The 25,691-nt window shown below is 70.8% G+C and carries 16 protein-coding genes; 9 read left to right on the top strand and 7 right to left on the bottom strand.

Annotated features, from left to right (window positions below):
• Window positions 1–514 precede the first annotated feature (514 nt).
• Window positions 515–1,321: an alpha/beta fold hydrolase gene (locus tag ACIA8K_RS40755; protein WP_396068876.1), complete on the bottom strand. Its 807-nt coding sequence runs from the start codon at window positions 1,319–1,321 to the stop codon at window positions 515–517.
• A gap of 71 nt (window positions 1,322–1,392) precedes the next feature.
• Window positions 1,393–5,736, bottom strand: coding sequence for a S8 family serine peptidase (locus ACIA8K_RS40750; protein ID WP_396068875.1), 4,344 nt, complete (start codon window positions 5,734–5,736; stop codon window positions 1,393–1,395).
• Window positions 5,737–5,927: 191 nt separating this feature from the next.
• Here ACIA8K_RS40750 and ACIA8K_RS40745 point away from each other — a divergent pair, with 191 nt between their 5' ends.
• From ACIA8K_RS40745 to ACIA8K_RS40735, 3 genes are all read left to right on the top strand, one after another.
• The gene (locus tag ACIA8K_RS40745; protein WP_396068874.1) at window positions 5,928–6,110 is read left to right on the top strand and encodes a hypothetical protein; all 183 of its coding nucleotides are present in this window, start codon (window positions 5,928–5,930) and stop codon (window positions 6,108–6,110) included.
• A 249-nt stretch (window positions 6,111–6,359) separates the two neighbouring features.
• Window positions 6,360–8,924 (top strand): transglycosylase domain-containing protein, encoded by a 2,565-nt coding sequence (locus ACIA8K_RS40740; RefSeq protein ID WP_396068873.1) that lies wholly within the window; start codon window positions 6,360–6,362, stop codon window positions 8,922–8,924.
• 3 nt (window positions 8,925–8,927) lie between these two features.
• The gene (locus tag ACIA8K_RS40735) at window positions 8,928–9,263 is read left to right on the top strand and encodes an RICIN domain-containing protein (RefSeq protein WP_396068872.1); all 336 of its coding nucleotides are present in this window, start codon (window positions 8,928–8,930) and stop codon (window positions 9,261–9,263) included.
• A gap of 72 nt (window positions 9,264–9,335) precedes the next feature.
• Here the strand turns inward: ACIA8K_RS40735 and ACIA8K_RS40730 are convergent, their stop codons facing one another.
• Entirely contained in the window at window positions 9,336–9,734 is a 399-nt protein-coding gene (locus tag ACIA8K_RS40730; RefSeq protein WP_396068871.1) for a hypothetical protein, read from the bottom strand.
• Between the two features lie 44 nt (window positions 9,735–9,778).
• On the opposite strand from ACIA8K_RS40730, the gene ACIA8K_RS40725 reads away from it, so the two are divergent.
• Window positions 9,779–10,450: an NAD(P)-dependent oxidoreductase gene (locus ACIA8K_RS40725; RefSeq protein ID WP_396068870.1), complete on the top strand. Its 672-nt coding sequence runs from the start codon at window positions 9,779–9,781 to the stop codon at window positions 10,448–10,450.
• 1,551 nt (window positions 10,451–12,001) lie between these two features.
• Here the strand turns inward: ACIA8K_RS40725 and ACIA8K_RS40720 are convergent.
• Window positions 12,002–12,463 (bottom strand): mannan-binding protein, encoded by a 462-nt coding sequence (locus tag ACIA8K_RS40720; protein WP_396068869.1) that lies wholly within the window; start codon window positions 12,461–12,463, stop codon window positions 12,002–12,004.
• Between the two features lie 72 nt (window positions 12,464–12,535).
• Window positions 12,536–13,477: an LLM class F420-dependent oxidoreductase gene (locus tag ACIA8K_RS40715; protein WP_396068868.1), complete on the bottom strand. Its 942-nt coding sequence runs from the start codon at window positions 13,475–13,477 to the stop codon at window positions 12,536–12,538.
• Between the two features lie 76 nt (window positions 13,478–13,553).
• Here ACIA8K_RS40715 and ACIA8K_RS40710 point away from each other — a divergent pair, with 76 nt between their 5' ends.
• Entirely contained in the window at window positions 13,554–14,135 is a 582-nt protein-coding gene (locus ACIA8K_RS40710; RefSeq protein ID WP_396068867.1) for a TetR/AcrR family transcriptional regulator, read from the top strand.
• 3 nt (window positions 14,136–14,138) lie between these two features.
• On the opposite strand, the gene ACIA8K_RS40705 is transcribed toward ACIA8K_RS40710, so the two are convergent.
• A complete protein-coding gene (locus ACIA8K_RS40705; protein WP_396068866.1) occupies window positions 14,139–14,573 on the bottom strand; it encodes a hypothetical protein in 435 nt (144 codons plus the stop codon).
• 209 nt (window positions 14,574–14,782) lie between these two features.
• Between ACIA8K_RS40705 and ACIA8K_RS40700 the strand changes: the two genes are divergently transcribed.
• The 3 genes from ACIA8K_RS40700 to ACIA8K_RS40690 all read left to right on the top strand — a co-directional run bounded on the left by ACIA8K_RS40700 (window position 14,783) and on the right by ACIA8K_RS40690 (window position 20,556).
• Window positions 14,783–17,245: a LamG-like jellyroll fold domain-containing protein gene (locus tag ACIA8K_RS40700; RefSeq protein WP_396068865.1), complete on the top strand. Its 2,463-nt coding sequence runs from the start codon at window positions 14,783–14,785 to the stop codon at window positions 17,243–17,245.
• Between the two features lie 100 nt (window positions 17,246–17,345).
• Window positions 17,346–18,326: an AraC family transcriptional regulator gene (locus tag ACIA8K_RS40695; protein ID WP_396068864.1), complete on the top strand. Its 981-nt coding sequence runs from the start codon at window positions 17,346–17,348 to the stop codon at window positions 18,324–18,326.
• 361 nt (window positions 18,327–18,687) lie between these two features.
• Window positions 18,688–20,556: a protein kinase gene (locus ACIA8K_RS40690; RefSeq protein ID WP_396068863.1), complete on the top strand. Its 1,869-nt coding sequence runs from the start codon at window positions 18,688–18,690 to the stop codon at window positions 20,554–20,556.
• Window positions 20,557–20,561: 5 nt separating this feature from the next.
• Here the strand turns inward: ACIA8K_RS40690 and ACIA8K_RS40685 are convergent, their stop codons facing one another.
• Complete coding sequence (locus ACIA8K_RS40685; protein WP_396068862.1) at window positions 20,562–23,384, bottom strand: DUF4132 domain-containing protein; 2,823 nt, start codon at window positions 23,382–23,384, stop codon at window positions 20,562–20,564.
• A 322-nt stretch (window positions 23,385–23,706) separates the two neighbouring features.
• Here ACIA8K_RS40685 and ACIA8K_RS40680 point away from each other — a divergent pair, with 322 nt between their 5' ends.
• Window positions 23,707–25,113, top strand: coding sequence for a M28 family peptidase (locus tag ACIA8K_RS40680; protein ID WP_396068861.1), 1,407 nt, complete (start codon window positions 23,707–23,709; stop codon window positions 25,111–25,113).
• Window positions 25,114–25,691 lie beyond the last annotated feature (578 nt).

Here is a 25,691-nt window from a genome sequence, read left to right as displayed (position 1 = left end):
GTTGGTGGCGGCCCTGCCGATGATCTGCTCCCCGATGGGCGGGTCGATGGCAGACGGGGCAGCCAGGCGGTCACCTTTGTGTGCTGCGCACACGACACAAGATCAAAGGCAGGGCAGGGCATGCGGGGCCGGCGGCGCGGCGGAGATATGGGTGAAATGCGGGGAAAGGGAGACGGCGAAGGGTGTCAGGTGAGGCGTGAGCACGCTATTCGGCGTGGATGACGTACACATGCCTCACCTGGCCGTTGATCTATCGGCTGTTGGCGATCGATGGCGGCGGCAACGTACCAGCGGCAGGGATTTTTCTTGATATTGCGGGCAAGGATTGGGTCTGGGCAGCGTGCTAGGGCTGAGCCGCACCGGGAGAGGCAACGGAGTCGGGAGCATGCGAGGGGCAGACCACCGCGGGAGGGGGTAGGTCGGTCTGCTTGCACGGGGCGGGGCGGGGCGGGGCGGGGCGGGGCGGGGCGGGGCGGGGTGCGGTGCGGTGGGGTGGGGTGGGGTGCGGTGATTGTCAGTGAGGGGTGGCGATGCGGTCGAGCCAGTCGGTGAGTAGGGCGGTGAAGAGGGACGGCTGCTCGATCTGGGCGCCGTGGCCGGCGCGGTCGAGGACGGCGAAGGTGGCGCGCGGGTAGTCGGCGAGGAGGTGCCAGGCGTCGCGGTAGCCGGTGACGGAGTCCTGGCGGCCGAGGAGGAAGAGGGACGGGCCGTTGAAGGGGGCCGGTTCCAGCGGGAACGTGCCGGGGTAGGCGGCCTGCAGGCGGGCGACGGCGCCCGGGTCGGCGAGGGCGAGGCCGGGGGCCTCTTCGGCCTGGATGCGGCGGTACGTCTCCTCGGTCTGCACCACCATCTCCTGGTCGAAATCCGCACCGGCCGGTAGGGCGGCGGCGAACGCGTCCCGGTGCAGCACGACGTGCGGGTCCACGTCGCGGGACGCGTGGGTGGCGATGATCATGGGGACGATCAGCGCCATGCCGGTGACCCGGCCGGGATCGGCGGCGACCAGGCCGCGGGCGAGGTATCCGCCGTAGGACTGGCCGCACACGGCGTAGGGGCCGTCCGGGATCAGCGTGCGCACGGCGTTCTGGACGGCAGCGAACACGTCGTCGGTGCTGTGCACGGCGTCCGGTGCGGTGCTGCGGCCCATGCCGGGCAGGTCCAGGTAGATCCGGCGCCAGCCGGGGCGGGTCGCGAAGACCGGCTCGCACGAGCCGGTCAGCGCCCGGTGGTCGAGCTGGAATCCGTGGAGCAGCACGATTGTGCCGGTCTCGCCCGTGGCGGGGCCGTACGAAACGTAGTGCAGATCGTTGACGAACGGCATCCGAAAATCATGTCATGGGACGGGCCCGCCCCGCGCCGGGTGGCGTGGGACGGGCCCTGAGGTGGTGCGTTTCAGCAGGTTACGGGGCGGAGCACCCAGTCCACGGTGGTCGGGGTGCTGGTGTTGATCTTCGCCGTCTTGGTCTGGGGCTTCCAGCCGTCCTTCGCGACGATCAGCGTAAGCGGGTTGTTGCGGTTGTCCAGCCAGTACGCGTACTTGCCGGCCGCGTCAGTGGTGAACGTGAACGACATCGCCCACGAGTCGACCTGGACTGTGGCGCCGGCCAGCGGTGCGCTGACGCCCTGGCAGTTGATCCCGGTCACGGTGCCGAGCAGCTTGCCCCACGTCTTGGGCTGCTGGACGGTGAGCGTGACCGACACCGGCGCCACGGTGTACGGCGTGTTCTCCTTGATGCCGATCGCGCCGGTGTACACACCGGGCTGCTCGACGTTGCCGGACAGGCCGACGGTGACCGTGACGGACTTGCCGGGCGCGAGCGTCGCGGAAGTCTTGTCAAGCGTCATCCAGGAGACGTCCGCCGCGGAGGCGCACTCGGTCAGGCCGGGCAGCGCCTCGCTGTCGGCCGTCGCGTTGAACTGTCCGGCCGAGCCGCCGACCTTGTAGAAGCCGCACGCCGCGCCGCCCCGGTAGCGGGGGGTGTTGGCGTTCGGCAGCGCGGACCAGGTGGCCGCGGCCGGGTCGTAGGCGAAGCCGGCGTTGGTGATCGCGCCGCCCTGCGAGCCGCCGACGACAAGCAGCTTGCCGTTGGCCACCGCGAACGACGACGCCCAGCTGTCGGCCGGCGCGTCAGCGATCGGCGTCCAGGTCGTGCCGTCGAACTTGTAGGACGCCTTCTGCGCCGCACTGCCGTCGTTGCCGCCGGTGCAGTAGATGACGTCCTCGATGGAGCCGCAGGAGCCGAAAGCCACCGACTTCGGGTACGCCGCGAGCGTCGACCAGGTGTTGGCCGCCGGGTCGTAGGCGACCACCGTGTTCGACATCGGCGTGCAGCTTGCCGTGGTGCAGCCGCCGATGGCGTAGAGCTTGCCGTCCGCGACCGCCTGTCCGGCCGCGGCGCGCGGCGCGGGGTTGTCGGCGACCTTGGTCCAGGTGTTCGGGCCCGGGTCGTAGGACCAGGTGGTGGCGGACGGGCCGGACGCGCCCCAGCCGCCGGTGGCAATGATCTTGCCGTCGATCACGCCGACCGTCAGCGCGTTCCGTGCCTCGGGCAGGTCCGCGATCGCGGTCCAGGTCAGCGCGGTCGCGTCGTAGACGTAGTTCTTCGTGGTGGACGCGGAGCCGTCACCGCCGCCGATCGAGTAGATCTTGTCGTCCAGCGAGACGACCCGGTTGTCCATCACCGCGCTCGGGTAGTCGGTGATGTCCGCCCAGGGTGCCGCGTTCGGCGCCGCGGCCGGGGTGACCGCGGTGGCGCCCATGCTGACCTTGCTTGCGAACGACGCCTTCGTGGTGAGGCGTTGCAGCGGCGCGCCGGCCGCGGCGAGCAGCTCCTTGTCGGTGACCTTGGAGCCGTCCGCACGCAGCAGCTCGAAGCCGCCGGCCCGCTCGCTGAACTCCAACTCCACCGGCAGGCCGCCGTTGTTGGTGACCGTGAACTTCTTGCTCGCGGTGCCGTCCGGCATGCGGACCGTGCCGGTGATCGCGGCCGGGGTGACGGTGATCTGGCCGGCCGCCAGCGCGAACGCGCCGGTGACGACCTTGTTCGCCTTCACGGTGATCGCCTTGGTCTGCGACTGGTAGTTGCTCGCCGCCGCGGTGAAGTCGATCTTTCCGGTGGTCTTCGAGACCAGCCAGAAGAAGCCGTCGTCGAGGCCCGGGTCGTCCGGCGTGGCGGTGGTGACCGCCGAGGCGCCGCCGCCGCTGACCGTCGCGCCGTTGATGTAGCCGCCGGTGTTCTTGTCCTCGACGTGGCCGACGACGAGTCCGCTGGTGATCGGCTTGCACTCGACAGTGCTGCCGATGAGCACGTTGTCGACCTCCCACCACCACTCGTACGAGGCGTCGTAGTAGTGGAAGCGGACCTGCACCGCGGACTTGCCGGCCGCGCTCGGGATCGGGATCTCGGTGACCCGCGGGCCGGGCACGTCGGAGGCCTGGGCCAGCACTGTGGTCCAGGTGGCGCCGCCGTCGATGCTCAGGTCCACGTCGGCGTTGTCCGAGCCGAGCCAGTTGAAGTCCTGGTTGAAGCGGATCACCGGCGCGGTCACCGCGCTCAGGTTGACGACCGGGCTGACCAGGGAGGTGTCCTGCGCGCCGCCGGAACCGTAGTGGTCGCTGTCGATGATCGCGAAGCCGCCGCTGCCGCCGGTCTTGTTGCCCCGGTTGCCGTCGTCGGTGAACTTCCAGGTCTGGCCGCGGCCGACCGCGTCGGTGACGGTCCAGCCGGCCGGCGCGACGCCGCCCTCGAACGGCGCGTAGACACCGTCGGAGGCGTAGCCGTAGCCCGGCGCGGTGGCGCAGGAGGCCAGCTCGATCGGCACTGCCTTGTCGTAGGTGGTGTCCGCGACGCCGACAGTGACGTTCTCGCTGACGGTCTGGTATCCGGGGTAGACCGGGTCCACGGTCAGCTGGTACGTCGCGTCCGCCGGCAGGTCGAACTCGTAGTAGCCGTCGGTCGGGTCGGTGTAGTCGGAGACGCCGGACGGGCCCGCCACGCTTACCTTCGCGTAGAGCGGCCAGCCGTGGCCGGAGCCGTCCGTGATGGTGCCGGTGATCTTGACCTTCGGTACCTCGGCCAGCGCCACGTCGAGAGCCACAGTGGTGTTGGCGGTGATCGTCACGGTACGGGTGACAGTCCCGAACCCGAATGCCGACACCGTGACCGTGTAGTCGCCGGCCGGCAGCAGCGCGCTGAACGTGCCGTCCGCGGCCGTGGTCAGCGCGCGGCTCACCTCACCGGTGATCGTCACCGAGGCGCCGGCGACAGGTGCGCCGCCCGGGCCGGTGACCGTGCCGGCGAGCGTGCCGGTGTCACCGATCGGCGCGGCGTTGAGCAGCGCGAGCGCGTCGAGCTTGCCCTCGCCCCAGACGTTGTTGTCCGAGGTGGTGCCGCCGCAGGTGGTGTTGGAGACGTCGGCCGCGGTGCCGTCGAGAAGCGCGCGGGTCTCGGCGACCTTGCCCACGAGTGCGGGCGCGGCGGACCAGAGCAGCGCGATCGCGCCGGCCAGGTGCGGCGCGGCCATCGAGGTGCCGGAGAACGCGGCGTAACCGCTGCCCGGGACGCTTGAGCGCACGTTCACACCGGGGGCGGAGATGTTCGGCTTGATGTCGCCGTTCTGGCCCGCGCCGCGGGAGGAGAAGCTGGCGATGGCGTTGTTCACGTCGTAGGCGCCGGCCGAGTAGTTGCTGACCGAGCTGCCCGGGGAGCCGCTGGTGTTGCAGGCCGGGCCGCTGTTGCCGTTGGACCAGACGCCGAAGATGCCGGACGCGGTCCAGGCGAGCGTGACGTCCTCCATGAACGGATCGTTGGACGGCAGCCGCGTACCCCAGGAGTTGTTGATGATGTTGGGGCGCTTCGACGCGTCGGGGTTGGCCCCGGCGAGGTCGGTCGGCTCCAGCATCCACTGGCCGGAGTTGATCAGGGCCGCGTCCGAGGGGCAGCAGCCGTTGGCCGCGATCCACTTCACGCCGGGTGCGACGCCGATCTGGTTGGCGCCGTCCTTGCCGGCCATGGTGCCCATCGTGTGGGTGCCGTGCTCGTCGACGTCACAGGGAGCGCCGCTGCACGTGCCGGCCGCGTCGAACCAGCTGTAGTTGTGGTCGAACGTACCGTCGCCGTTGTTGCCCCGGTAGGAGCCGACCAGCGCGGGGTGGTCGAACTGGACGCCGGTGTCGATGTTGGCGATGACGATGTTCTCGCCGGTGACGCCGTACTGGTTCCAGACGTCGTCCGCGTTGATGCTTGCGACGCCCCACTCGAGCGCGTTGACCGTGTGCTCGTCGGCGCCCGCCTTCGTCTCCGGGATCTCGTAGGCGATGCTCGGGTAGAGGCCCTGGACCTCGGGGAACGCGGCGATCTTCTGCGCGCTGGCGGTCGAGCCGCCGGTCACCTTGATCGCGTTGGTGGCCCAGAACGCCTGGTAGGAGACGCCGGACGCGGACAGTTCCGCGCGGACCTTCTCCTGGCTGGCGGCGGCCGTCTTCTTCAGTGCGGCGGCGACCGCGGTGCCGCGCGCGTTCCAGTCGGTGAGCGCGGAGGCCTTGCTCAGGTCGGCCGTGGCGCCGAAGCGGATCCAGTAGTCGGCCTGGTTCTTCGCCGCGAACTGCGAGTCCAGGGCGGCGGGGATCTTGTCCTCGGTGACGGCGGCCTGCGCGGGTTGCGCCGTGGACACCAGGAGGCTCGCGGCGGCGACGGCGGTGGCCGCCGCCGCTCTGAGCAGAAGGGAACGTTGCATAGGTGCTGCCTCTCCTCGGTACGACTCGGGGGTTGAGCGAGTCATCGGAGGGCGGCGGAAGTCTCGCCCCGCCGTTCGGCTGAGTGCGGAACGGCGGACTTCCATGCCCAGGCTCCGGAGGGATGACGCCGGTAGCCCGAAGGGACACTATGATCTAGCAGAATGGACGATCAAGACGGAACGTAAGTAACTTGTCACCATCAGGTAAGCACGCGCATAACGGCCCGATACCCCTGTTGATCGCGGTCGCGGCCACCCCTGCCGAGCGGCTGCGCCTGGCCGAACTCGTTGAGGGCATCGCCCCCGTGCTGCTCGTCTCCGATCTGGACGAACTGAGGCGCCTGCTGTCCCCAGCAGAGTCGACCGGGAACTGACAACCCGCCGACGTCAGCAAAACGCGTGCATTCAGCGGGCTCCCAGCCGACTCCGATCTTCAGAACGTGATCACGACGCTCCTGCCCCAGCGGGGAAGCTCCTCACCGTCATCCGCCTGTGTCCCGGGTGGGAACGGCACCGAAAGGGGGTCGTGGTCCAAGAAATTACCGCCCATCGGCCACCCGGGGTGGTTGCGGATGCGTCTTACGAGGGAGAATCCGATCAGTCGCACCCGTCGAAGGAGACCGATGGCTCCGCCCATACCCCGGCTGACCGGCACGTTGCGCGCCGTTCGGGTGCCCGATCTGTTCCGCGCCGGCCGCCGGGACCACTCGCCGCTCACAGGTGTCCTGTCCCTGGTGATCTGCGGCCTGCTGGCCGGCGTGGTGGTGGCCGCGGCCGCCTTCCCGATCGCCGCCATAGCCGGGCTCGGCACGAAGTCCGGCATCGAGGCGTACGACAATCTCCCCACCGAGCTGACCGTGCAGCGCACCCCGCAGAACACGTACCTGTACGCGGCGGACAACAAGACGCAGCTCGCGATGGTCTACGACGAGAACCGCAAGGACGTCACGTTCGACGAGATCCCGCAGGTCATGCGCGACGCGATCGTGGCCGCCGAGGACCGCAGCTTCTACGAGCACCACGGCGTGGACTACCGGGGCGTGATGCGCGCGTTCCTCAACAACAGGTCCGGCTCGCAGAGTCAGCAGGGCGCGTCCACGCTGACCATGCAGTACGTGCGGATGGCGATCTCCTACTCGGCCACCCACCCGGCGGACGTGGTCGCGGCCACCGAGGACACCACCGCCCGCAAGGTCCGCGAGATGCGTTACGCGATGCAGCTCGAGGAGGAGATCTCCAAGGAGGAGATCCTCACCCGGTACCTGAACATGGCGCCGTTCGGCAACGGGGCGTACGGGATCTGGGCCGCCAGCGACGTCTACTTCTCCAAGCAGCCCAAGGATCTGACGGTCGAGGAGGCCGCGCTGCTGGCCGGCACGGTCAAGGCGCCGTCCGCGTACGACCCCACGAACGAGGAGGGGAAGAAGCTCTCCCGCGAGCGACGTGACAACTACGTGATCCCCGGCATGGTCGAGCTGGGCATGCTCACCGCCGAGGACGGCGAGAAGGCCAGGGCCACAGAGATCAAGGTCAACGGCAAGCGCACGCCGAACGGGTGTGTGAACACGTCCAAGAACGACTGGGGCTTCTTCTGCGACTTCTTCTACCGCTGGTGGATGGACCAGGAGGCGTTCGGCGAGACCACGTTCGACAGGGAGCGGCGGCTGAAGACCGGCGGCTACCGCATCGTCACCTCGCTCGACCCGGCCGTGCAGAAGTCCGCTCGGGCGAACGTCGGCAAGTACGCGCCGGACACGAACAAGAACGCGCTGATGGTCGCGGCCGTGACGCCCGGCACCGGGCACGTCAAGGCGCTCGCGGTCAACCGCGTCTACACCAACGACGACTCGAAGAACAAGGCGAACAGCGATCCGGCCAAGCGGAAGTCCGGGGTCAAGGGCTCGTACCCGAACACCACAAACCCGATCATCACCGGCAGCCCGGACGTGGGCGGTTTCCAGGGCGGGTCGACGTTCAAGCTGTTCACGCTGATCGCGGCGCTGGAGAAGGGCTTCCCACTGACGTACAGCATCGACTCGCCGAAGCCGTACTACGTCTCCGGCTTCCCGATCGAGCCGAACAAGACCGGCCCGTGCGCCGGCAAACCAGTCTACTGCCCGGAGAACGCGGCGAACAACATGACCGGCACGTTCAACATGTGGAGCGGATTCGGCCGGTCGGTGAACACCTACTTCGTGCCGCTTGAGGAGCGCGTCGGCGCGGACAAGGTCGTCGACGCCGCGAAACGCCTCGGCATCAAGTTCCGCGACGCGGAGGACCAGAAGCTGGCCGGTGACGCCGCCACCTGGGGCGCGTTCACGCTCGGCGTCTCCGGCACCACCGCGCTCGACATGGCGAACGCGTACGCGACGATGGCCGCCGAGGGCACGTACTGCGAGCCGCTGCCGGTCCTGGAGATCAGCCAGGGCGAGCAGAAGCTGGCCGCCGGCGAGCCGCGCTGCGAGCAGGTCGTGGACCAGGACGTCTCGCGCGCCGTGATCGACGCGGCCCGCTGCCCGGTCGGCGACAGGTCGGAGACGTCCCGCTGCACGACCGGCACCGAGGGCGGCGCGCGGGCGAAGGTCGGCAAGCCGGTGGCCGGCAAGTCCGGCACCACTGACGGCTACCGCACCGCCTCGTTCGTGATCACCACGAAGCAGCTGACCGTGGCCGGGATCGTCGCCGACCCGGACAACCACAACACCACAATGATCGGCGGCGGCGACGCCTGGTGGGACCCGCACTCCGAGGCCGTCAACCCCGCCGTGATCACCACACTTGCCGAGGCCTCGAAGAACGTCGCGGCCAAGCAGTTCACCCCGCCAAGCGACAAGATGATTACTGGTCGGCTGGTGCCGGTCCCGTCCGTGGTCTGCAACACCCAGGCCGACGCCACCACCCGCCTGAAGGCCAAGAAGTTCCAGGTCAAGGTGGCCTCCGAGCGCATCGACTCGCCCTGCGCGGCCGGTCGCGTGGCCCGCGCCGAGCCCGGCGACACCTCGGTCGAGGGCGGCACCATCGTCCTGCGCCTCAGTAACGGCAACGCCCCACCGTCCCCGAAGCCCTCCCCGACCCCCAGCCGTGGTGGCGGCGGCGGAGACGACGATGACGACGACGGGCCGACCCTGCCGGACCTCCCCGGCTTCCCGGACCTGCCGGGCATTCCCGGCCTACCGGGCGGCGACTGATCGATGATCGCCGCCCTGGCCGTGCTCGCCACGGCCATGATGGGCGCACCGGCCCAGGCCTCGGCCGCACGTGACGCCGGCCAGCCGGTCGCGCAGGCGACGGTCGCGGCGGCGGCAGCGGACATCGTCCACGTGCAGAGCGGGCTCTGCCTCGACGCCAGCGCCTCGCAGGGCGTGCGCCTCAACGGTTGCAACGGTGGGGCGTACCAGCAGTGGTACAGCACCACCGGCTGGGACGTCGTGCACGTGCGGACCGGGCTCTGCCTCGACGCCAGCGTCTCCCAGGGCGCGGTCCTCGAGACCTGCAACGGGGGCACGTACCAGCAGTGGCTCTGGTGACCCGATGAGATACGGCCGGTAGGACCATGACGGTGGAGGTGTCATCGCGTCGCGGCGGCACCTCCACTCAGTTCACGGCCGGTTCCAGGTCGCGCGATAGGCGGGCCAGGAGGCGCGGACGTAGAGCGTGAACGGGATCCACCAGATCAGGTCGTTGGTGATGATCAGCGCGACGGTCTGCCACGGCCAGACGCCGGTGATGATGAGCCAGGCGAGGCCGAGCGGGCCGAGGATCTTGCCGGTGAGTCCGATGGCGGCGATCAGGAAGCCGTCGGCGGGGCGGCGCGCGACCTCCAGGTAGAGCAGGCCGTACAGGCCGAGAACCATGCCGAGGCAGGCGAAGATCTGCGGGGTGTTGGACGGGGGCATCGCCGCCAAGCGGAACAGCCACTGCGGGTCGAGAACGGCATACAGACCCCAGAGGATGTTGTACGCGCCGGCCGCAAGGAACACACGACGATGTCCGGTCATCCGCGGATGATCGCATGTCGACTGCGGGTTCTAGGATTCTGCCCGTGTCGAGGATCGTGATAGTCGCCGCGACCGGCGGGGTCGGCCGGCACCTGCTGCGACTCTCCGTGCAGGCCGGCCACGAGGTGACCGCGCTGGTCCGCACGCCGGAACGGCTGGCCGGCGAGCCGGTGCGGATCGTGCGCGCGGACCTGAACACGCCCGACCCGGCCGTGCTTCGTGACGCGCTGGCTGGTGCGGACCTGGTGCTCTCCGGGCTGGGCGCGCGCTCCGGCGCGGAGACCGGCGTCGCGTCACGTGGCACATCCGCGCTGGTCACGGCCATGCAGGACACAGGTGTCCGCCGGATCGTCGCGGTCAGTGCGGCCTCGGTCGGCACGATCGCGTCACCGCTGCGGCCGCATCCACCGAAGCACAATCCGGGCGACGGGCCGGTCATGCGGCACGTGTTCGCGCCGATCTCGAAGGCGCTGTTCCGCCCGCACTACGCGGACCTGGCGATCATGGAGGACATCCTGCAGGCCAGCGGCCTCGACTGGACGGTCAGCCGCCCGCCCCGGCTGCTCGACCCCCGCCTGCGCCGCACCTACCGCACCGCTGTCGACGTCAACGTGCGCGGCGGCCTGTTCATCGCGCGCGAGGACGTCGCCCGCCACATGCTCGCCATGGCCGCGGACCCGAGCACGATCCACCACCGGGTCGGCGTGGCCTACTGACGGCATTTCAAGATCTAACCCATGGAGCGGCTTTCCCGCTCCCGCGGTGGTCCGGCCCGCAGGCTCCCGACTCTGTTGACCAGTCGCGTGCAGCGTTCTGGGGCTGACGGTTGAGGGGCTGACATCGAGGCCAGGAGCCTGACGGGCCGTTCCGGTCGGTCGGCGCTCTCGCGGCCCGCGGGGGCGGTCTGGGCGGCTGCGGTCTGGGCGGTCGCAAGGGCTGGCACCGAGAGAGCGGGCGTGACCGGGAGAGCCGGTTGAACTTGCCCTGGGTGGTCGCAAGGGCCAGCACCGAAGCCGCCGGGGTGGCGGGAAGGCCAGTCGGCTTCGGGCTGGGTGGTTGCAAGGGCCAGCCCCGAAGCGGCGGGGGTGACGGAAAGGCCAGCCGACCTCGGCCTGGGCGGTCGCAAGGGCCAGCACCGAAGCCGTGAGCCGCCGAAAGGTCATTCGATCTTGGCTCTCGCGTCTCGCCGCGCCAGGTCCACGGCAGGTCGGGCGCTCCGCGCCGCGATGGGTTCGTTGGTCGGGATCTCGCGTCCATCCGACGGGATGCAAGATCCTTGCGGCTCTGGTGGCCCTTATCGCGCTCGAATAAGGGCCACCAGAGCCGCAAGGATCTTGACGCGGGCCTTCCTTGACCCTTCGGCGTCAGGATGAACGCACAGGGCGGCGCTCATATACGAAATGTCGGGCGCGTAGCGCTCGCACCTGGACACTGACCGCGGATCTCCGCATGACGCGGGTCGTGAGCGCGGGCGTTGTCCTGGCATATGCGGACCCGGGGTGACTCCGCGTTCATGCCCGGCCCTGAAACCTGCCGAGGTGCCACGACCAGCCCGCACACCTGCGCAACCCGCGGACTCGGTGCCGGCCTTTTGCGCCCAACCAGGCCGCAACCGCCTCGACCTAGAAGCCGCAGAGACGACGGCCGTGCTGCTCTCGCGCTCAGCACGCACGACGACACGCGGAAACAACTCACCGCTCCCCAGCCCTTTTCGATCGCGGGTCCCCAGACCGCCGCACGCGAATGGGCAACAGAGTCGCGCCCGCGGGCAAACCTCCGCGTCGGCTCCGCTGGTGCTCCGCACGTCGCTCCAGAGCCGGTCCCGCCGTGGCAAGGGCAAAGACCCCGCCCGCCCGAGTCAGCCACAGCGGTCCTGGTGCAAGGCTTACTCAGCGACGGCGACGGCGACGGCAGCGACGGGCACTCGTTGCTCGAAATTTCCGCGGAAGTCGCCCGGAGACGCTCGCCTCTGGCCCGGGAGGTCAGTAGCGGCCGAAGATGACGTTCCGGCAGGTGGGACGCAAGATCGTTGCGGTCCTGGCGGCCCTTATGGGCCTCGGATACGCCGAAAGCGCAGCAAACCGGGCCGCCCGACGCCGCACGCCGCACGGTTTTCGCTCTGGGCGGGACCGCGCACGGGCGGGGAGCCCGCGGGAGCGTGCGGGCGGCACCACCCGCGGAGTGGGAAAATGGCTGTGGGCTTGGGGTGGGCGCCTACTGCGTGATGGGGCCGTTCCGGAGTGGGGACGGCCCGATCACTCGGATTCTCAGACGCGGAACACGCACTCGGCGACGCTCAGCTTGCCCCAGACGACGGTGCGCCACTGGCCGGTCCACGTGCCGCCGTAGCTGGCGCAGATGTGGGGGCACTTCGCCTTGGCGTCGTCGTTGCTCCAGAGCGCGCCGGCGGGTACGTCCATCGTGTATTCCTCGGTGCCGTCCTGGTAGACGGGCAGCTCGACCTCGACGACGCTCATGCTGCCGTTGACGACTGTCCACCACTGGCCGGTGAACCTGCCGAAGTGCGCGGCCGCGACCCACGGGCCGACCTTCTGCGCCTGGTCGTTGCTCCACAGCGGCCCGGCCGGGACCGCGACCTTGTAACTGCCACCGGAGCGGGCGGCGGGTTGCCGCTCGACCACGGGCGCGGCCTGGGCGGCCGAGGCGGTGGCGAGCGTGGCCAGCACAGGTGCACTGGCGGCGCCCGCCATCAGCACGCGACGGTTCATGAGAGCCTCCTTGTAACGATGCCGAGGAACCTCGGCGAAGTCACCGTAAACCCTCGCCCACCTGCTAAAACGTTAAACGGAGATCAGCGGGCGCAGCGCTTGGCCCGCCATGGTGACGACGCCCGGTTCGTGCCCGTTGCGGATCATGTTGATCATCAGGCCGCCGATGCCGTGCACGAGCACCTCGTCGTGAAGCACGGAGGCCACGTGGTCGGGCGTGCCGGCGATGGTGATCGGTGCCCAGTGCTCGGGCAGGTCCGCCATGATCGCCTTGGCCTCGGCGGCGGTCTCGGTCATCACCACGCGGGTCAGGAACGACGTCTCAAGCGTCGCCGGGTCCCGGCCGATCTCCTCGCAGCGCCGGCGGAGGACTGCGAGTTTGTGTGGCACGTCCGGGCGGTAGCAGTTGATGTTGTGGTGGTCGGCGTACCGCGCGGCCAGCCGGAACGTCTTCTGCTCACCGCTGCCGCCCATCATGATCGGCACGGTGGGGCGCAGCCGGGGGTTGTTCAGCGCGTCGCGTACCCGGTACCAGGCGCCGTCGACGGTCGGCTGTTCGCCGCGCAGCATCGGCCCGATGATCCGCAGCGACTCCTCAAGCCGGGCGAACCTGTCGGTCCAGGTGCCGAACTCGAAGCCGTACTCGTCGTGCTCCCGCTCGAACCAGCCCGCGCCGATCCCCAGCACCGCCCGCCCAGCGGAGATCACGTCAAGGGTAGTCACGGTCTTCGCGAGCAGCGCGGGGTTACGGTACGTGTTCCCCGTGACAAGCGTGGCCAGCTGCACCGTGCGCGTCTCCCGGGCCAGCGCGCCGAGCGTCGTGTAGGCCTCAAGCATCGGATTCTCCGCCGCCGCGATGCCGGGCAGCTGATACATGTGGTCCATGACCAGCACGGTGTCGAAGCCGGCCGCCTCCGCGTCACGCGCCTGCGCCGCGACCGTGTCGAAGATCTTCTCGACCGGCGTGTCCGGGTAGGTGAAGTTCGGTATCTGGTAACCAAGTCTGATGCTCACGGTGCATATCCGTCCCTCGATGTAAGAACCCTCTTACACGCTAATGTAAGAGGGCGATAACACCAAGGGGGTACGGATGGCGCGCGGCTACCACCACGGCGACCTGCGGGCGGCGCTCGTCCGGGCGAGCCTGGAGCTGCTCGCGGAGACCGGCGCGTTCTCGGTGGCACAGGTGGCCCGGCGGCTCGGCGTGAGCACGGCCGCGCCCTACCGGCACTTCCCCGACCGGGAGCACCTGCTCTCCGCCGTGGCCGCCACGGCCGCGGGTGAGATGGCCGCGGAGATCGCGGCGGCCGTCGCGACGGCGGGCGACGACCCGGTGGACCGCTTCGCCGCCGCCGGTGCCGCGTACGTGCGCTACGCGGTCCGCACCGGCGCCGGCTTCACGGTGATCTTCTCCACCGAGCTGTCCGGCGTGCGGGACGAGACACGCACCGCCGCGACGCGCGCGCTGATGGAACAGTGGATGGACCTGATCACCGCCACCGGCGCACGGCCGACCGCGGACTCGCTGCACCTGATCGAGGAGCAGATCGCGCTGGCCCAGGGGTACACGATGCTCTACACCCAGGGCTTCTTCCACAGGTCGTCGATGCCGCTGGAAGAGATCGCCGGCCGGGTCGCGATGGGCAGCCGCCGGCTGGTCGCGGGCAGCTGACCCCTACTCCACGCCGGCCGGGGCGGGGACACCGATCGGCAGCGGCCCGGCCTCGTCGCACCGCGCACCGGACCGGGTGTCGAAGCGCAGGGAGACGCCGTCCGCGTACCGGACCACCGCCTCACCGCCGGCCGCCGACACCTCGACCGCACCCCGCACCCCGCGGCGTACCGGCAGACCGGGCCTGGTCAGCTCCATCGACCGCCAGCGCACACCCTCCGGCCGCCACAGCCGGACCAGGTTCCCCGCCGACTCGATGGTCAGCACGCCCGGTCCGCCGTCGTCCGCGAACGGACAGCACTCGAGCGGCATCTCCAGGAACGGGAACGCGTGGACCGGCGCCCCATCGGCGAGCGTGCGGAAAACCAGGCCCTGACGCCCGAAGCTGATCACAAATTCCCCGGCGACGACCTGCCGGACCCCGTCCATGTTCGACACCCGATCATCCTGAGGCATCCGGATCCCAGTGTCACTCACCTGTGTGGACAGATGATCACGGGAACGGAGTCCGCACAGAAAACAACATTTACGGAATCGACCGGCGGCTATTGCCACACGTTCCATCGGCGTGCTTGATTGTTTCTGAGTGTTTCCGGGGTATTGCGAGCCGGACGCGCGATGGTGCCGTGCGAAGGGATAGCTTACGGATGAGGGTCTTCACCGCTGTGCTGGCCGCGATCGTCGTGGTCGCAGGCACCCCGGCCGCCGCCTCCGCGGCGCCCCGATGGGAGCCCGGAACACCGCCGATCGCCACGCCGTGGACTGATGAGGTGGGGCCGCGGAATGCGCTTCCGGACTATCCACGGCCGCAGCTCACCCGGGAACGCTGGCAGAGCCTGAACGGGGTGTGGGAGTTCGCGGGCGCGGCCGCGGGGCAGGCGCCACCGATCGGGACCACGCTCGGTGAGCGCGTGCTGGTGCCGTACCCCATCGAATCGGCTCTTTCCGGGATCCAGCGGCACGAGGACCGGATGTTCTACCGGCGCACGTTCACCGTGCCGGCCGGGTGGCGGGTCGGCGGCGATCAGCGGCTGCGGCTCAACTTCGGCGCGGTCGACTACGACGCGACGGTGTGGGTCAACGGCACCCGGGTCGCGACGCACCGGGGCGGGTACGACGCGTTCAGCGCGGACGTCACCGACGCGCTGAAACGGCACGGCGCGCAGGAGATCGTGGTCGGCGTCGAGGACCTCACGGACGCGACCTGGCAGCCGGTCGGCAAGCAGCGCACCGAGCCCGACGCCGGCATCTTCTACGTGGGCGCATCAGGCATCTGGCAGAGCGTGTGGATCGAGCCGGTGAAGCAGGGCGGCGTGGACCGGCTGCAGATGACGCCGGACATCACCGCCGGCGTGCTACGCCTGACCCCGCAGGTGACGAACGCCGCCGGACTCACGGTCGAGGCGGTCGCGAAGCAGGGCAACCGGGTCGTCGGGCGCGTCTCCGGCCCGGCCGGCAGCGAGCTGCGCGTACCCGTACCCGATGCAAGGCTCTGGTCTCCTGAATCCCCGTTCCTGTATGACCTGTCCGTGCGGGTGCTCAGAGGCCGGACCGTCGTGGATGAGACAGGGTCCTATTTTGGGATGCGCGAGATCGGCAAGACCGTCGGCGCGGACGGCAAGCTCTACCAGACACTCAACGGGAAGATCGTGTTCAACCTGTCCACGCTTGACCAGGGCTACTGGCCGGACGGCATCTACACCGCGCCGACGGACGAGGCGCTGAGGTTCGACATCGCGCAGACCAAGCGGCTCGGCTTCAACACGATCCGCAAACACATCAAGGTCGAGCCGGACCGCTGGTACTACTGGGCCGACAGACTGGGCCTGATGGTCTGGCAGGACATGCCCGCGATGCGCACCGGTGGCACTCCCCCGGCCGACGCGCAGCAGGAGTTCGAGCGCCAACTGCACGAGATCGTGGACGAGAAGAAGTCCCTGACGTCGATCACCACCTGGGTGCCGTTCAACGAGGGCTGGGGCGAGTGGGACCGGGTCGCCACCGGCCGGATCGCGGACGAGGTCAAGGCGCAGGACCCGACCCGGACCGTCAACGCACACAGCGGCGTGAACTGCTGCGCGTCCAAGGGCGACTCCGGCCGCGGTGACATGATCGACTGGCACGACTACGTCGGACCGGCCGCCCCCACGCCGGACGCGAACCGGGTCGCGGCCGACGGCGAGCACGGCGGCTTCGGCCTCGAGGTGCCCGGCCACATGTGGCACCCGGACGGCCACGCCTACGAGATGACGCCGGACAGCGCCACGCTCACCCGCCGCTACGTGGAGAACCAGACCGACCTGCTGCGCGCGGCCAACAGCTGCGGCCTCTCCGGATCCGTCTACACGCAGATCACTGACGTAGAGCACGAGGTCAACGGCTTCTACACCTACGACCGGGCGGTCGAGAAGATGGACTTCGACGCGGTCGCCGCGATCAACAGGCGGATCATCGCGAGCGTCAAGGGCACCGGCGCGCCCGCACCCGCCCCCGGAACGCCAGGCCTGACCGGCGTCGGTGCCTGGCCGCTCGACGAGGGCTCCGGCACGGTCACCGCCGACACGGCAGGCGACCACGACGGCACGCTGATCGGCGCCCCGGCCTGGACGACCGGGCACGACGGCGGTGCGCTCCAGTTCAGCGGTAACGGCCAGTCCGTCGACACCGCCGGGCCGGTCGTGGACACCACAAACAGCTACACCGCGGCCGCCTGGGTGAAGCTTGACAGTCTCGGCGGCTGGGCGACGGCTGTCGGCCAGGACGGCGCCAACCGCAGCGCGTTCTTCCTGCAGTACTCAAGCGCGGACAACAGGTTCGCGTTCTCCTTCGCGGGCGGGCGCGCGCTGGCCCCGGACGTGCCGGAGACCGGGCGCTGGTACCACCTGGCCGGCGTGCGGGACGTGGCGGACGGCAGCATCACGCTCTACGTCGACGGGCAGCGGGCCGGCACCACCCGGGCCTGCCACGGCGACGCGTCGAGCGGGCCGCTGACGATCGGCCGGGCCCGCTACAACAGCGGCCCTGTCGACTTCTGGCGGGGCGCGATCGACGACGTACGGGTCTACGACCGGGCACTGTCGGCCGCCGAGATCGCGGAACTCTCCTCCTGACGGCATGTTCCGGGACGTGCAACTTGCACGTCCCGGAGCACTTTCCGTAACCCCTGCTCGTTGGACCCACCGAAGCCCGTACCCCCGGCGGAGGTGAACCGTGAGCACGGATGAGGTGCCACTCCGGCGCACCGTCTACGTCACGTCCGACGTCGACGAAGCGCACGACACCATGCGAAAGGCCTACTTCGACTTCGACGCGCACGTACCCACCCGCAGGTCACGGCCGTTCTCCTACGACGTACGGACGGTGGAGAGCGGCGTGCTCGCGCTTGACCGCATGCGCTACACCTCCACGCTCGACCTCTCCACCGAACCGGTCGGCTACATCCACGTCACCTACGTGCTGGGCGGCCGGCTGACACTGCGGGCCGGCGGCGAACAGCTCCAGCTCACCGCCGGCGACCTCGCGCTGGTCCCGCCCGGCCAGTGCTTCCAGGGCCACCTTGTCGACTTCGACGTGCGCCTGCTGCGGCTGCCGCTCACCGCGGTCACCCAGGCCGCCGCCGCCCGCTGGGGCATCGACCCCGCCGAATTCGCCTTCTCGAGCATGGCCCCGATCTCCGCGCCGCTTGCCCGCTACTGGCGCGAGACGCTCACCTACCTGCACCGGGTGGCCCTCAACCCGGACGCGGCCCTCCCCAGCCCGACCGCGCACGCCGCCATGATCGACCTCGCGGCCACGGCCACCATCGCCACCTTCCCGAGCGTGGCCACGTCCGCCGCGTACCTGCCCGGACCCGGCGAGGCAGGGCCGGGGACGGTCCGGCGCGCGATCGCCTACCTGGAGGAACACGCGGCCGATCCGCTCACGCTCGCGGACATCGCGACCGCGGCGCGTACCGGGCCCCGCGGACTCCAGGCGGCCTTCCGCCGGCACCTGGACACCACGCCCATGGCCCACCTGCGCCGCATCCGCCTCGCCCGCGCCCACCGCGACCTGCTCCTGGCCGACCCGGCGCACGGGGCGACGGTCGGCGCGATCGCCCGCCGGTGGGGGTTCAGCCACCTCGGGCGTTTCGCCGCCGCCTACCGCGACACCTACGGCGCCTCCCCCGCGGAGACCCTGCGTACCCGCTGAACAGATCAAGATCTGGCTTTCCCACACACGCGGTGGTCCGGCCCGCACGCTCCCGCGGGCCACGGTCGTCGCTGGCGCTCCTCCCTGCCGGTCTGCGGGTGGCAGCCTCGGCTTCCGTTGTGGTCGATGGCCGTGCGGGTTCCGTCGTGGTCGGTGGCCGTGCGATCACGTCCGCCCCGCGGTGCACCTGCCCACACCGCCTAGGGCGTCCTAGGAGGCTAGTCGTATTTGGTAGTGATCCTTTCGGTGTTCTTCCTCCCCTGCAACGGATCGCACAGTGTTCCTGTGAACTTCCCGACTGTCGCCGGTTCCATGGTGGATCAAGACCGACCCACACCCCTCCTGCCGGTACGGTGCTGCGGTGTCCGATACCACCAGCCGGTTGATCGCCGGCCGTTACCGCCTCATCCGGCCACTCGGCCAGGGTGCGATGGGCCGGGTCTGGCTGGCCCTCGACGAGACCCTCCGCCGCGAGGTCGCCGTCAAGGAGCTGGTGCCCCCACCCGGACTCGACGACGCCGCACGCCAGGAACTCCGCGAACGCTCGATGCGCGAGGCCCGCGCGATCGCCCGCCTCGACCAGCCCAATGTGGTCCGCATCCACGACGTGGTGCACGACGGCGACGAGCCGTGGATCGTCATGGAGTTCGTCCGCTCACGCCCGCTGCACCAGATACTCAAGGCCGACGGGCCGATGAATCCGGCGCAGGTGGCGAGGATCGGGCTTGGCGTGCTGGCCGCGCTGCGCGCCGCCCATCTGGCCGGCCTGCTGCACCGCGACGTCAAACCGGCGAACGTGCTGATCGGGGACGACGGCCGGGTGGTGCTCACCGACTTCGGCCTGGCCATCGGCGCGGACGACGCGACAGTGACCCGGACCGGCGTCATGCTCGGCTCACCTGCCTATCTGGCGCCGGAACGGGCCACGGACGGGGTGGTGGGGCCGGCCTCCGACCTGTGGTCGCTCGGCGCGACGCTGTATACGGCGGTCGAGGGGCGCACGCCGTACACCCGCTCATCGTCGGTGGCGACGCTTACCGCGCTCGCGACCGAACTACCCCCGCCGCCGGTACGGGCGGGCGCGCTGCTGCCGGTGCTGGAAGGGTTGCTGCGCAAGGATCCGGCCGCGCGGATCGGTGCAGACGAGGCTGAGCGGCTGCTCCGACGCGCGGCCGAGGAGACCGGGCCGGCAGCGGATTCGGCCTCGGCCGGCATCGGCTCGGCAGGCGCTTCCGGCCAGTGGGCGGCCTCAGGCAACCCGGCCGCCACCCGCTTGGCGGGCGCCTCCGGCCAGTGGGCGAGCGACACCGCCGTCACCGGCGCGGCGGGCGCTTCCGGCCAGTGGGCGAGCAACACGGCCACCACCGGCCCGGCGGGAACAGGTGGTACGGCTGGCGCTTCCGGCCGGTGGGCGGCCACGGGCGACACGGCCGTCACCACCCCGCCAGCCCTCGCCCCCTCCGGCCCGCCCTCAATCGCCACCGCACCGGACGTCACCCCGGCCCGCCGCCCCCGCCGGGCGGCACAGGCCGCTCTGATCGCCGCGGCCCTGATCGGCGTGGCGATCGCCGCCCTGTTCGCCGGCACCCTCCTGAATACCGGGAACCCGGCGCTCGTCTCGGCCGGGCTCCCCTCCGCCGACGCGGCGCTCCCTCTCGGCGGCGTCACCCCGTCCGCTGTGCCCACCGTCCCCGCCGCCACGCCCACGCCCATGCCCTCGGCCTCGTCCTCGGCCTCGGCCTCGCCGAACCGGTCCGCGAGCGCCTCCGCCACCGGTAGCTCCGCGCCGGCAGGACCGCGTCCTACCAGGACCTCGGCGGCCCCGAAGCCGCTGACCCCGGTGGCCACCGACCGGCCGATCGTCAACCGGGGCAGCAGCATGTGCATCGACGTGCCGGACAGCAACCCGGACACCCCACAGTCCATCCACCTCTGGGACTGCCACGACCCCGTCGGCGGCGGTGAGGACTTCGACCTGACCGGCGACGGCCTGCTGCACATCGTCGGCCGCTGCCTCCAGGTCGACGGCCCGGCCGCCGGCAGCGCCCTGCACGTCGCCGCCTGTGACAGCGGCTGGGACCAGATCTTCTCCCTCACCGACGCGGGCGCCCTGGTCAACACCAAGACAGGTCGCTGCGTCGAGGTCCCCGACGGAAGCAGCACCAACGGCACCCACCTCCGCCTCGCCGACTGCACCGGCACCGACCGTCAGCGCTGGTTCGTCGGCTGACCGCCTCAAGCCGTCACAAGCGTGAGGTCGCGGATGAGTTCGGAGGCGTGCAGCGGGTCGAGCGCCGGGAGGCGTACCTCCTCGATGGTCTGGATCGGTTCGGCGGTGGGCTGCCAGGCGGAGATGCCGGGCAGCAGGTCGACCTCGATGCGGCGGCCGCCGGGCAGGTCCCGGAGCAGGGTGGCCTGCCAGGCGCCGTCGCCTGACGCGCGCCGCCAGCCGGAGCGGTCCAGGCCCAGCAGGCGTGCCGTCTCCGCCTTGGCGCCGTGGAAGCGGGTCAGGCGCCCGGACGACAGCTCGTCGGCCGTGAGCGCGAAGACCTCGCGGCCGAGCTGCGGAAACGGCTGTACGAGCTCGTAGTCGGCGAAAATCTCGGTCCAGGCGGGGTCGACGCCCAGCAGCGGGTGGGCCAGCCGGACCTCGGCGTCGGGATCGAGCGACACCGGGGCGTCGTGCACGTCCGCGAGCGTGCGGTCCTCAGCGATCCGGAACGCGGTCCCGGCGCCGGTCACCCACAGCAGGCGGCGCCCGGCCTGGAACAGCAGCGGGTGGGCGGCGAGCGCGCGCAGCTCCGCGCCGGTCCAGGGGCGCTGCTCGGCCAGTGCGGACTCCAGCCGCCGGGTCACGTCGGCGGCGAGCTTCCGCACTCCCTTCTTCGCCTCGGTGAACCGGCGGGCGGCCGCGGCGGCCAGGTCCGGGTCGTCGGCGGCGCCGGGCTTCGGAAGCGACTTCAGCCGCTTGCCGTGCGCGTCGGCGACCCAGGGGCGCAGCGACTCGTCGAAGCCGGCCGTGAACGTGCGTGCGCCGAAGTCAAGCGTCATCGTCGCGTCCGCGGCCAGGTCGAACGTGGGGGTGACCCGGTCGGCGAGCCCGTCCGCGGTCATGCCGATCGCGCCGGCCACGTCGGTCATCCGCAGTGCCGCGCGCTCGCGTACCGTGCGGGTCTTCACGGTTGTGGTGATCTCCTGCAGCAGCCGCAGCGCGGTGTCGGTGCCGATCCGGGCCAGCACGTCGACGGCGCGCACCGCACGGGTGTGCGCGCCCTCGGACGGCCACAGCCGGATCAGGGCGGCCAGCTCGGCCGCGGTCGTATCGTCGCCGCACACGGCCTGGGCCTCAAGCGTCCACACGTCCTTCAGCGGCGCATCCGCGATCAGCCACGCGTGCAGCAGGGAGCGGCCGAACGCGCCAAGGCTCGCCGCGTCGCACGCGTCCCGGACCAGGTCGAGGCCGGCGTACGGTTCGCCGGGCTTGGAGAAGGCGAGCATGGTGAGCACGTGCCGGACCGCGGTCTCCGGCAGCACGCCGTGCGGCGTCCGGATCGGCTCCAGCGCGTCCAGGTCGAGCCAGGCGGGCAGCTCGGGGAGCCGGGCGGGGAGCGCGTCGAGCGGGTCCGCGGCCAGCAACGGCTCGATCTTCGTGGCGGCGGCCGGTCCGTAGCCCGCGGCGGCGGCCAGCACGGTCCGCCGGTGTCCGGCCGCAGCCAGCGCGTGCAGCGCGGCCGTGGCCTGCCGCCGCTCCGGGCCCGCCGGGCCGAACGCGATCGGGATCAGCGCGCGGGCCGCCGCCTCCGGGTGACGGCGCGCCCGGTCCAGCACGGCCGCGCGCGGACCCTTCAGCCAGGCCGCCCACCGGTCCCGGTCCGGCTCGTGCAGCCCGTCGACCACCGGCGGCCGGGCCCGCTTCCGCGCGACCGTCCAGGGTGGAGTGTCGAGCACCGGCGGCAGCACGTCCGCGACCGGCTCGTGACGTGGTGCGAACCGGGCGGCCAGATCCGCCGGCAGCGCGGCGATCTGCTCCGGGTGGGCGCGCAGATGCCGGCGCAGCAGGTCAACGTGACGCGGTGTGCGCTGGTCGGCGGCGAGGAGCCGGGCCGCGCGTTCCGGGTCCCGGGCGGCGGCCGAGAGCGCGGCGGCCGGCATGCCAGCGCTCGCCAGGTGGTCGAGCAGGTAGCGGAACGCCCGGTCCCCAGGGATCGCGGCGAGCAGCGGCAGGTAGGTGCCGGCGATCTGCTGCCAGTCGTTCCACAGGTACCGGTCCTCCTCGCCGGCAAGCAGGTCAAACATCTCGTCCGGCGGGAGCACCGCCGCGAGCGTGGCAAGCAGCACCGGCGACGAGTCCAGCGAGGACAGTGACAGCCCGGTCGCCAGGAAGACCGCGTCGAGCTCCGCCCGGGTGTGTACGCCTGCGGTCAGCAGCAACGCGCTCGAGTCCTGTGCTCCCATGCCTGTCAGCGCGTCCGGCAGCCAGTCCCGCCGGTCCGGCGCCAGGAACGATGCGACCACCCGGTGCCGTGCGCCCGCCGCACGCCCCTCGGCCAGCACGGCGCACGCGGCGTCATGGTCCTTCGCCGGTGCGGCGGCCAGCGCCTCACGTACCCGGGCCAGGATCGCTGTGGTACGCCTCGTGCGCCACTCACCGAACCGCACGTCGTCCACGCCCAGGCGCAGGATCGCCGGATTGTTCGTGCGCTTGACGTACAGCAGGCCGGCCAGCTCCAGGCAGGTGCGGGCCGCGAACACCAGCCCGTGCCCCGCGATCCACGAGTCGGCAAGCACCCGCTCGTCCATAGGCATCACGGTCGCGATCACGGCCGCGCCGAACGGGGTGCGCTCCCCCGCAAGCCAGGCCAGCCCCGCGTGGGTCACATCCGCCGGCGTCTGCGAGCCGCCGAGCGTGACCGCCGGATCGGACCAGCGGGCGACCGCGGCCGCCACCCGGCCGGACGGATCCGTCACCGGCGTATAGACCGCGCCGTCGCCCCGCCACGCGTAGCCGGGCGTGGTCCCGTCAACAGTCCTCGCGCCCCCACCTCGGTTCGCGGTCATCTGCGGTTGCGGCGGACCATGAGCCCGCCCACGATCGCGGCGACGACACCGGCCGACAGCAGCAGACAGAGCAACAGCAACACATGCCAGGGGCGCAGAGCAATCACGAGACACGAGGGTACGGGACGGAGGCCAGACAATTGATCCACTTCACCACGTCGATCCGGCGACGCTGCCGTACGTCTGCGTACCCGCCGCCGTTGTCCAGGTCTGCCGGGCGGGGTTTTGCCTGATAGCGGATTTTAATAGACCGGCATCAAGATCGACCCTAGTCTCTTCCAGAGTGGAACAGTCACCACGCCCGGCAGACCTAGGAGAAGCCTTGGACACGCCCGCCTCGACCTCGTCGTTCAGCCGCCGGAAGATGCTCGCGATCGCGGCCGGAGGTGCGGCCGGCGTCGCACTCCCCGCACCGGCCTGGGCCGTCGGTGATCAGCGGCCCGGGGCGGTGCGGCCACCGGCGCTGACGCCCGGAGACCGGCAGGTGGCGGGCCAGGTGTCCGCCCGGCTGGCGTTGCCGCACCTGCGCGTGCTGTCCGAGGCGATCGGGCCGCGAATAGGCGGCACCCGCTCCGAGAGGAAGGCCGCGGACTACCTGGCCGGCGTACTGGACCTGCTCGGATACGACACGACGCTGCAGCCGTTCCCGGTCGCGGACAAGTTCCTCGCCCAGCTGGACACGCCGGGCGGCCTCCCCCGCGACCTGAACTGGCAGGTCGGCGCGTCCGGCCAGGCCGCCCTTGACGTCACCGTCCGCGGCCCGGTCGTGGACACCGGCGCGGGCGGCTTCCCCGAGGACGCGACCGGGAAGATCCTGCTCGTCGACTACGTGACCGCGGACCGGGACGCCTTGGTCGCCACCGCGATCGCACGGAACGCGGCCGCTGTCGTGTTCCTCCCCGCCGACCTGGTCGAACCGCGGCGCGCCTCCGCGTTCAGCCCGCTGCTGCCCGGCTCGGTGAACAGCCCCGCGCCGATCCCGGTGGTCGGCGTCGCCCAGGCGCAGAAGCACCGGCTCCGCGAGCTGCTCGCGGCCGGCAGACTCCGCACGCTTACCGTCACCACCACCGCCCACCGTGGTCTGACCTCGCACAATGTGCTCGCGGAGCGTACCCGGGGAGACGGCACCGGCCCGGTCGTCATGGTCAGCGCACACTACGACACCGTGATCGGCGCCCCCGGCGCGAACGACGACGGCTCCGGCACCGTGCTCAACCTTGAGCTGGCCCGGGTCCTGCGGCGTCTGCCGGTCAACGCCACACTCCGTTTCGGGCTGTGGGGCTCGGAGGAGCAGGGCCTGATCGGCTCCCGCTACTACGTGGCACAACTGCCGCAGGCCGAACGGGACCGGATCGTCGCCGTGTTCCAGAACGACATGGTCGCCACCAGCTGGGACCCGGCCACCCGCTACTGGCTGCTCTCCTACACCGGCGAACCGAACCGCGCGACGAACGAGGTAGCCGCGGCCGCCGACCGCCTCGGCTACGCTCCCCGCATCTCCCCGGTCACGCTCCGCGGCTCCAGCGACCACCAGTCCTTCCAGGAGGTCGGCATCGCGTCGGCGAACTTCTCCTGGCGCGGCGAGGAGTCCCCGGCAATCCTGGAACCGCCCTACCACAGCCCCGAGGACACGATCGCGAAGAACATCAGCCTGGAGCGCCTCCAGGTCTCCATGGAACTGATCGGCTCCGCCGCCTACGCCACCGCCCGAAACCCGATCCAGGCGTAATAGGCAGTTCCCGCTCCCGGGCTGGTGCGGCCCGCAGGCGCTCCCGCCGGCACTCGCAGCAGCCTGGGAACTACCCAGATCTTCAGCTCCCGCGATGCTTTGACCCTTGTGCTCCCGACTCTGTTACCCATGTCGGGGCGGCTCAGCTACACCCGGCCCTTCCGGCCGGAGCCGCCCCGCCAGCCCTCTTGATCAGACCCCACTCCTGCCGGAAATGTCGAGAAGCTCTCCATACTGGCTCGCTGCCGCTTTAGCCGATCACCAACGGCCGATAGATCAACGGCCAGGTGAGGCATGTGCACGTCATCCGCGCCGAATAACGTGCTCACGCCTCACCTGACGCCCCTCACCCTCGCCTCTTCCCCGCATTCCACCCATATCACCGCCGCCACCACGCCTTTGACCTTGCTGTTGCGTGCGCAGCACACAAAGGTGACCGCCTGGCTGCCCCGTCTGCCATCGACCCGCCCAACGGGGAGCAGATCATCGGCAGGGCCGCCACCAACGAACAGATACCAACACCCCGCAGCGCAACCAGAAACACGCGCCCACCCACGGGCCGGAACCCGGCGAACCCA

It is taken from the genome of Catenuloplanes sp. NPDC051500 (genome assembly GCF_044454585.1).
In the GTDB taxonomy this organism is placed as follows: Bacteria; Actinomycetota; Actinomycetes; order Mycobacteriales; family Micromonosporaceae; genus Catenuloplanes.
The sequence above is the reverse complement of the archived record's forward strand: the minus strand, read 5'-3'. Positions and strand labels throughout refer to the sequence as shown.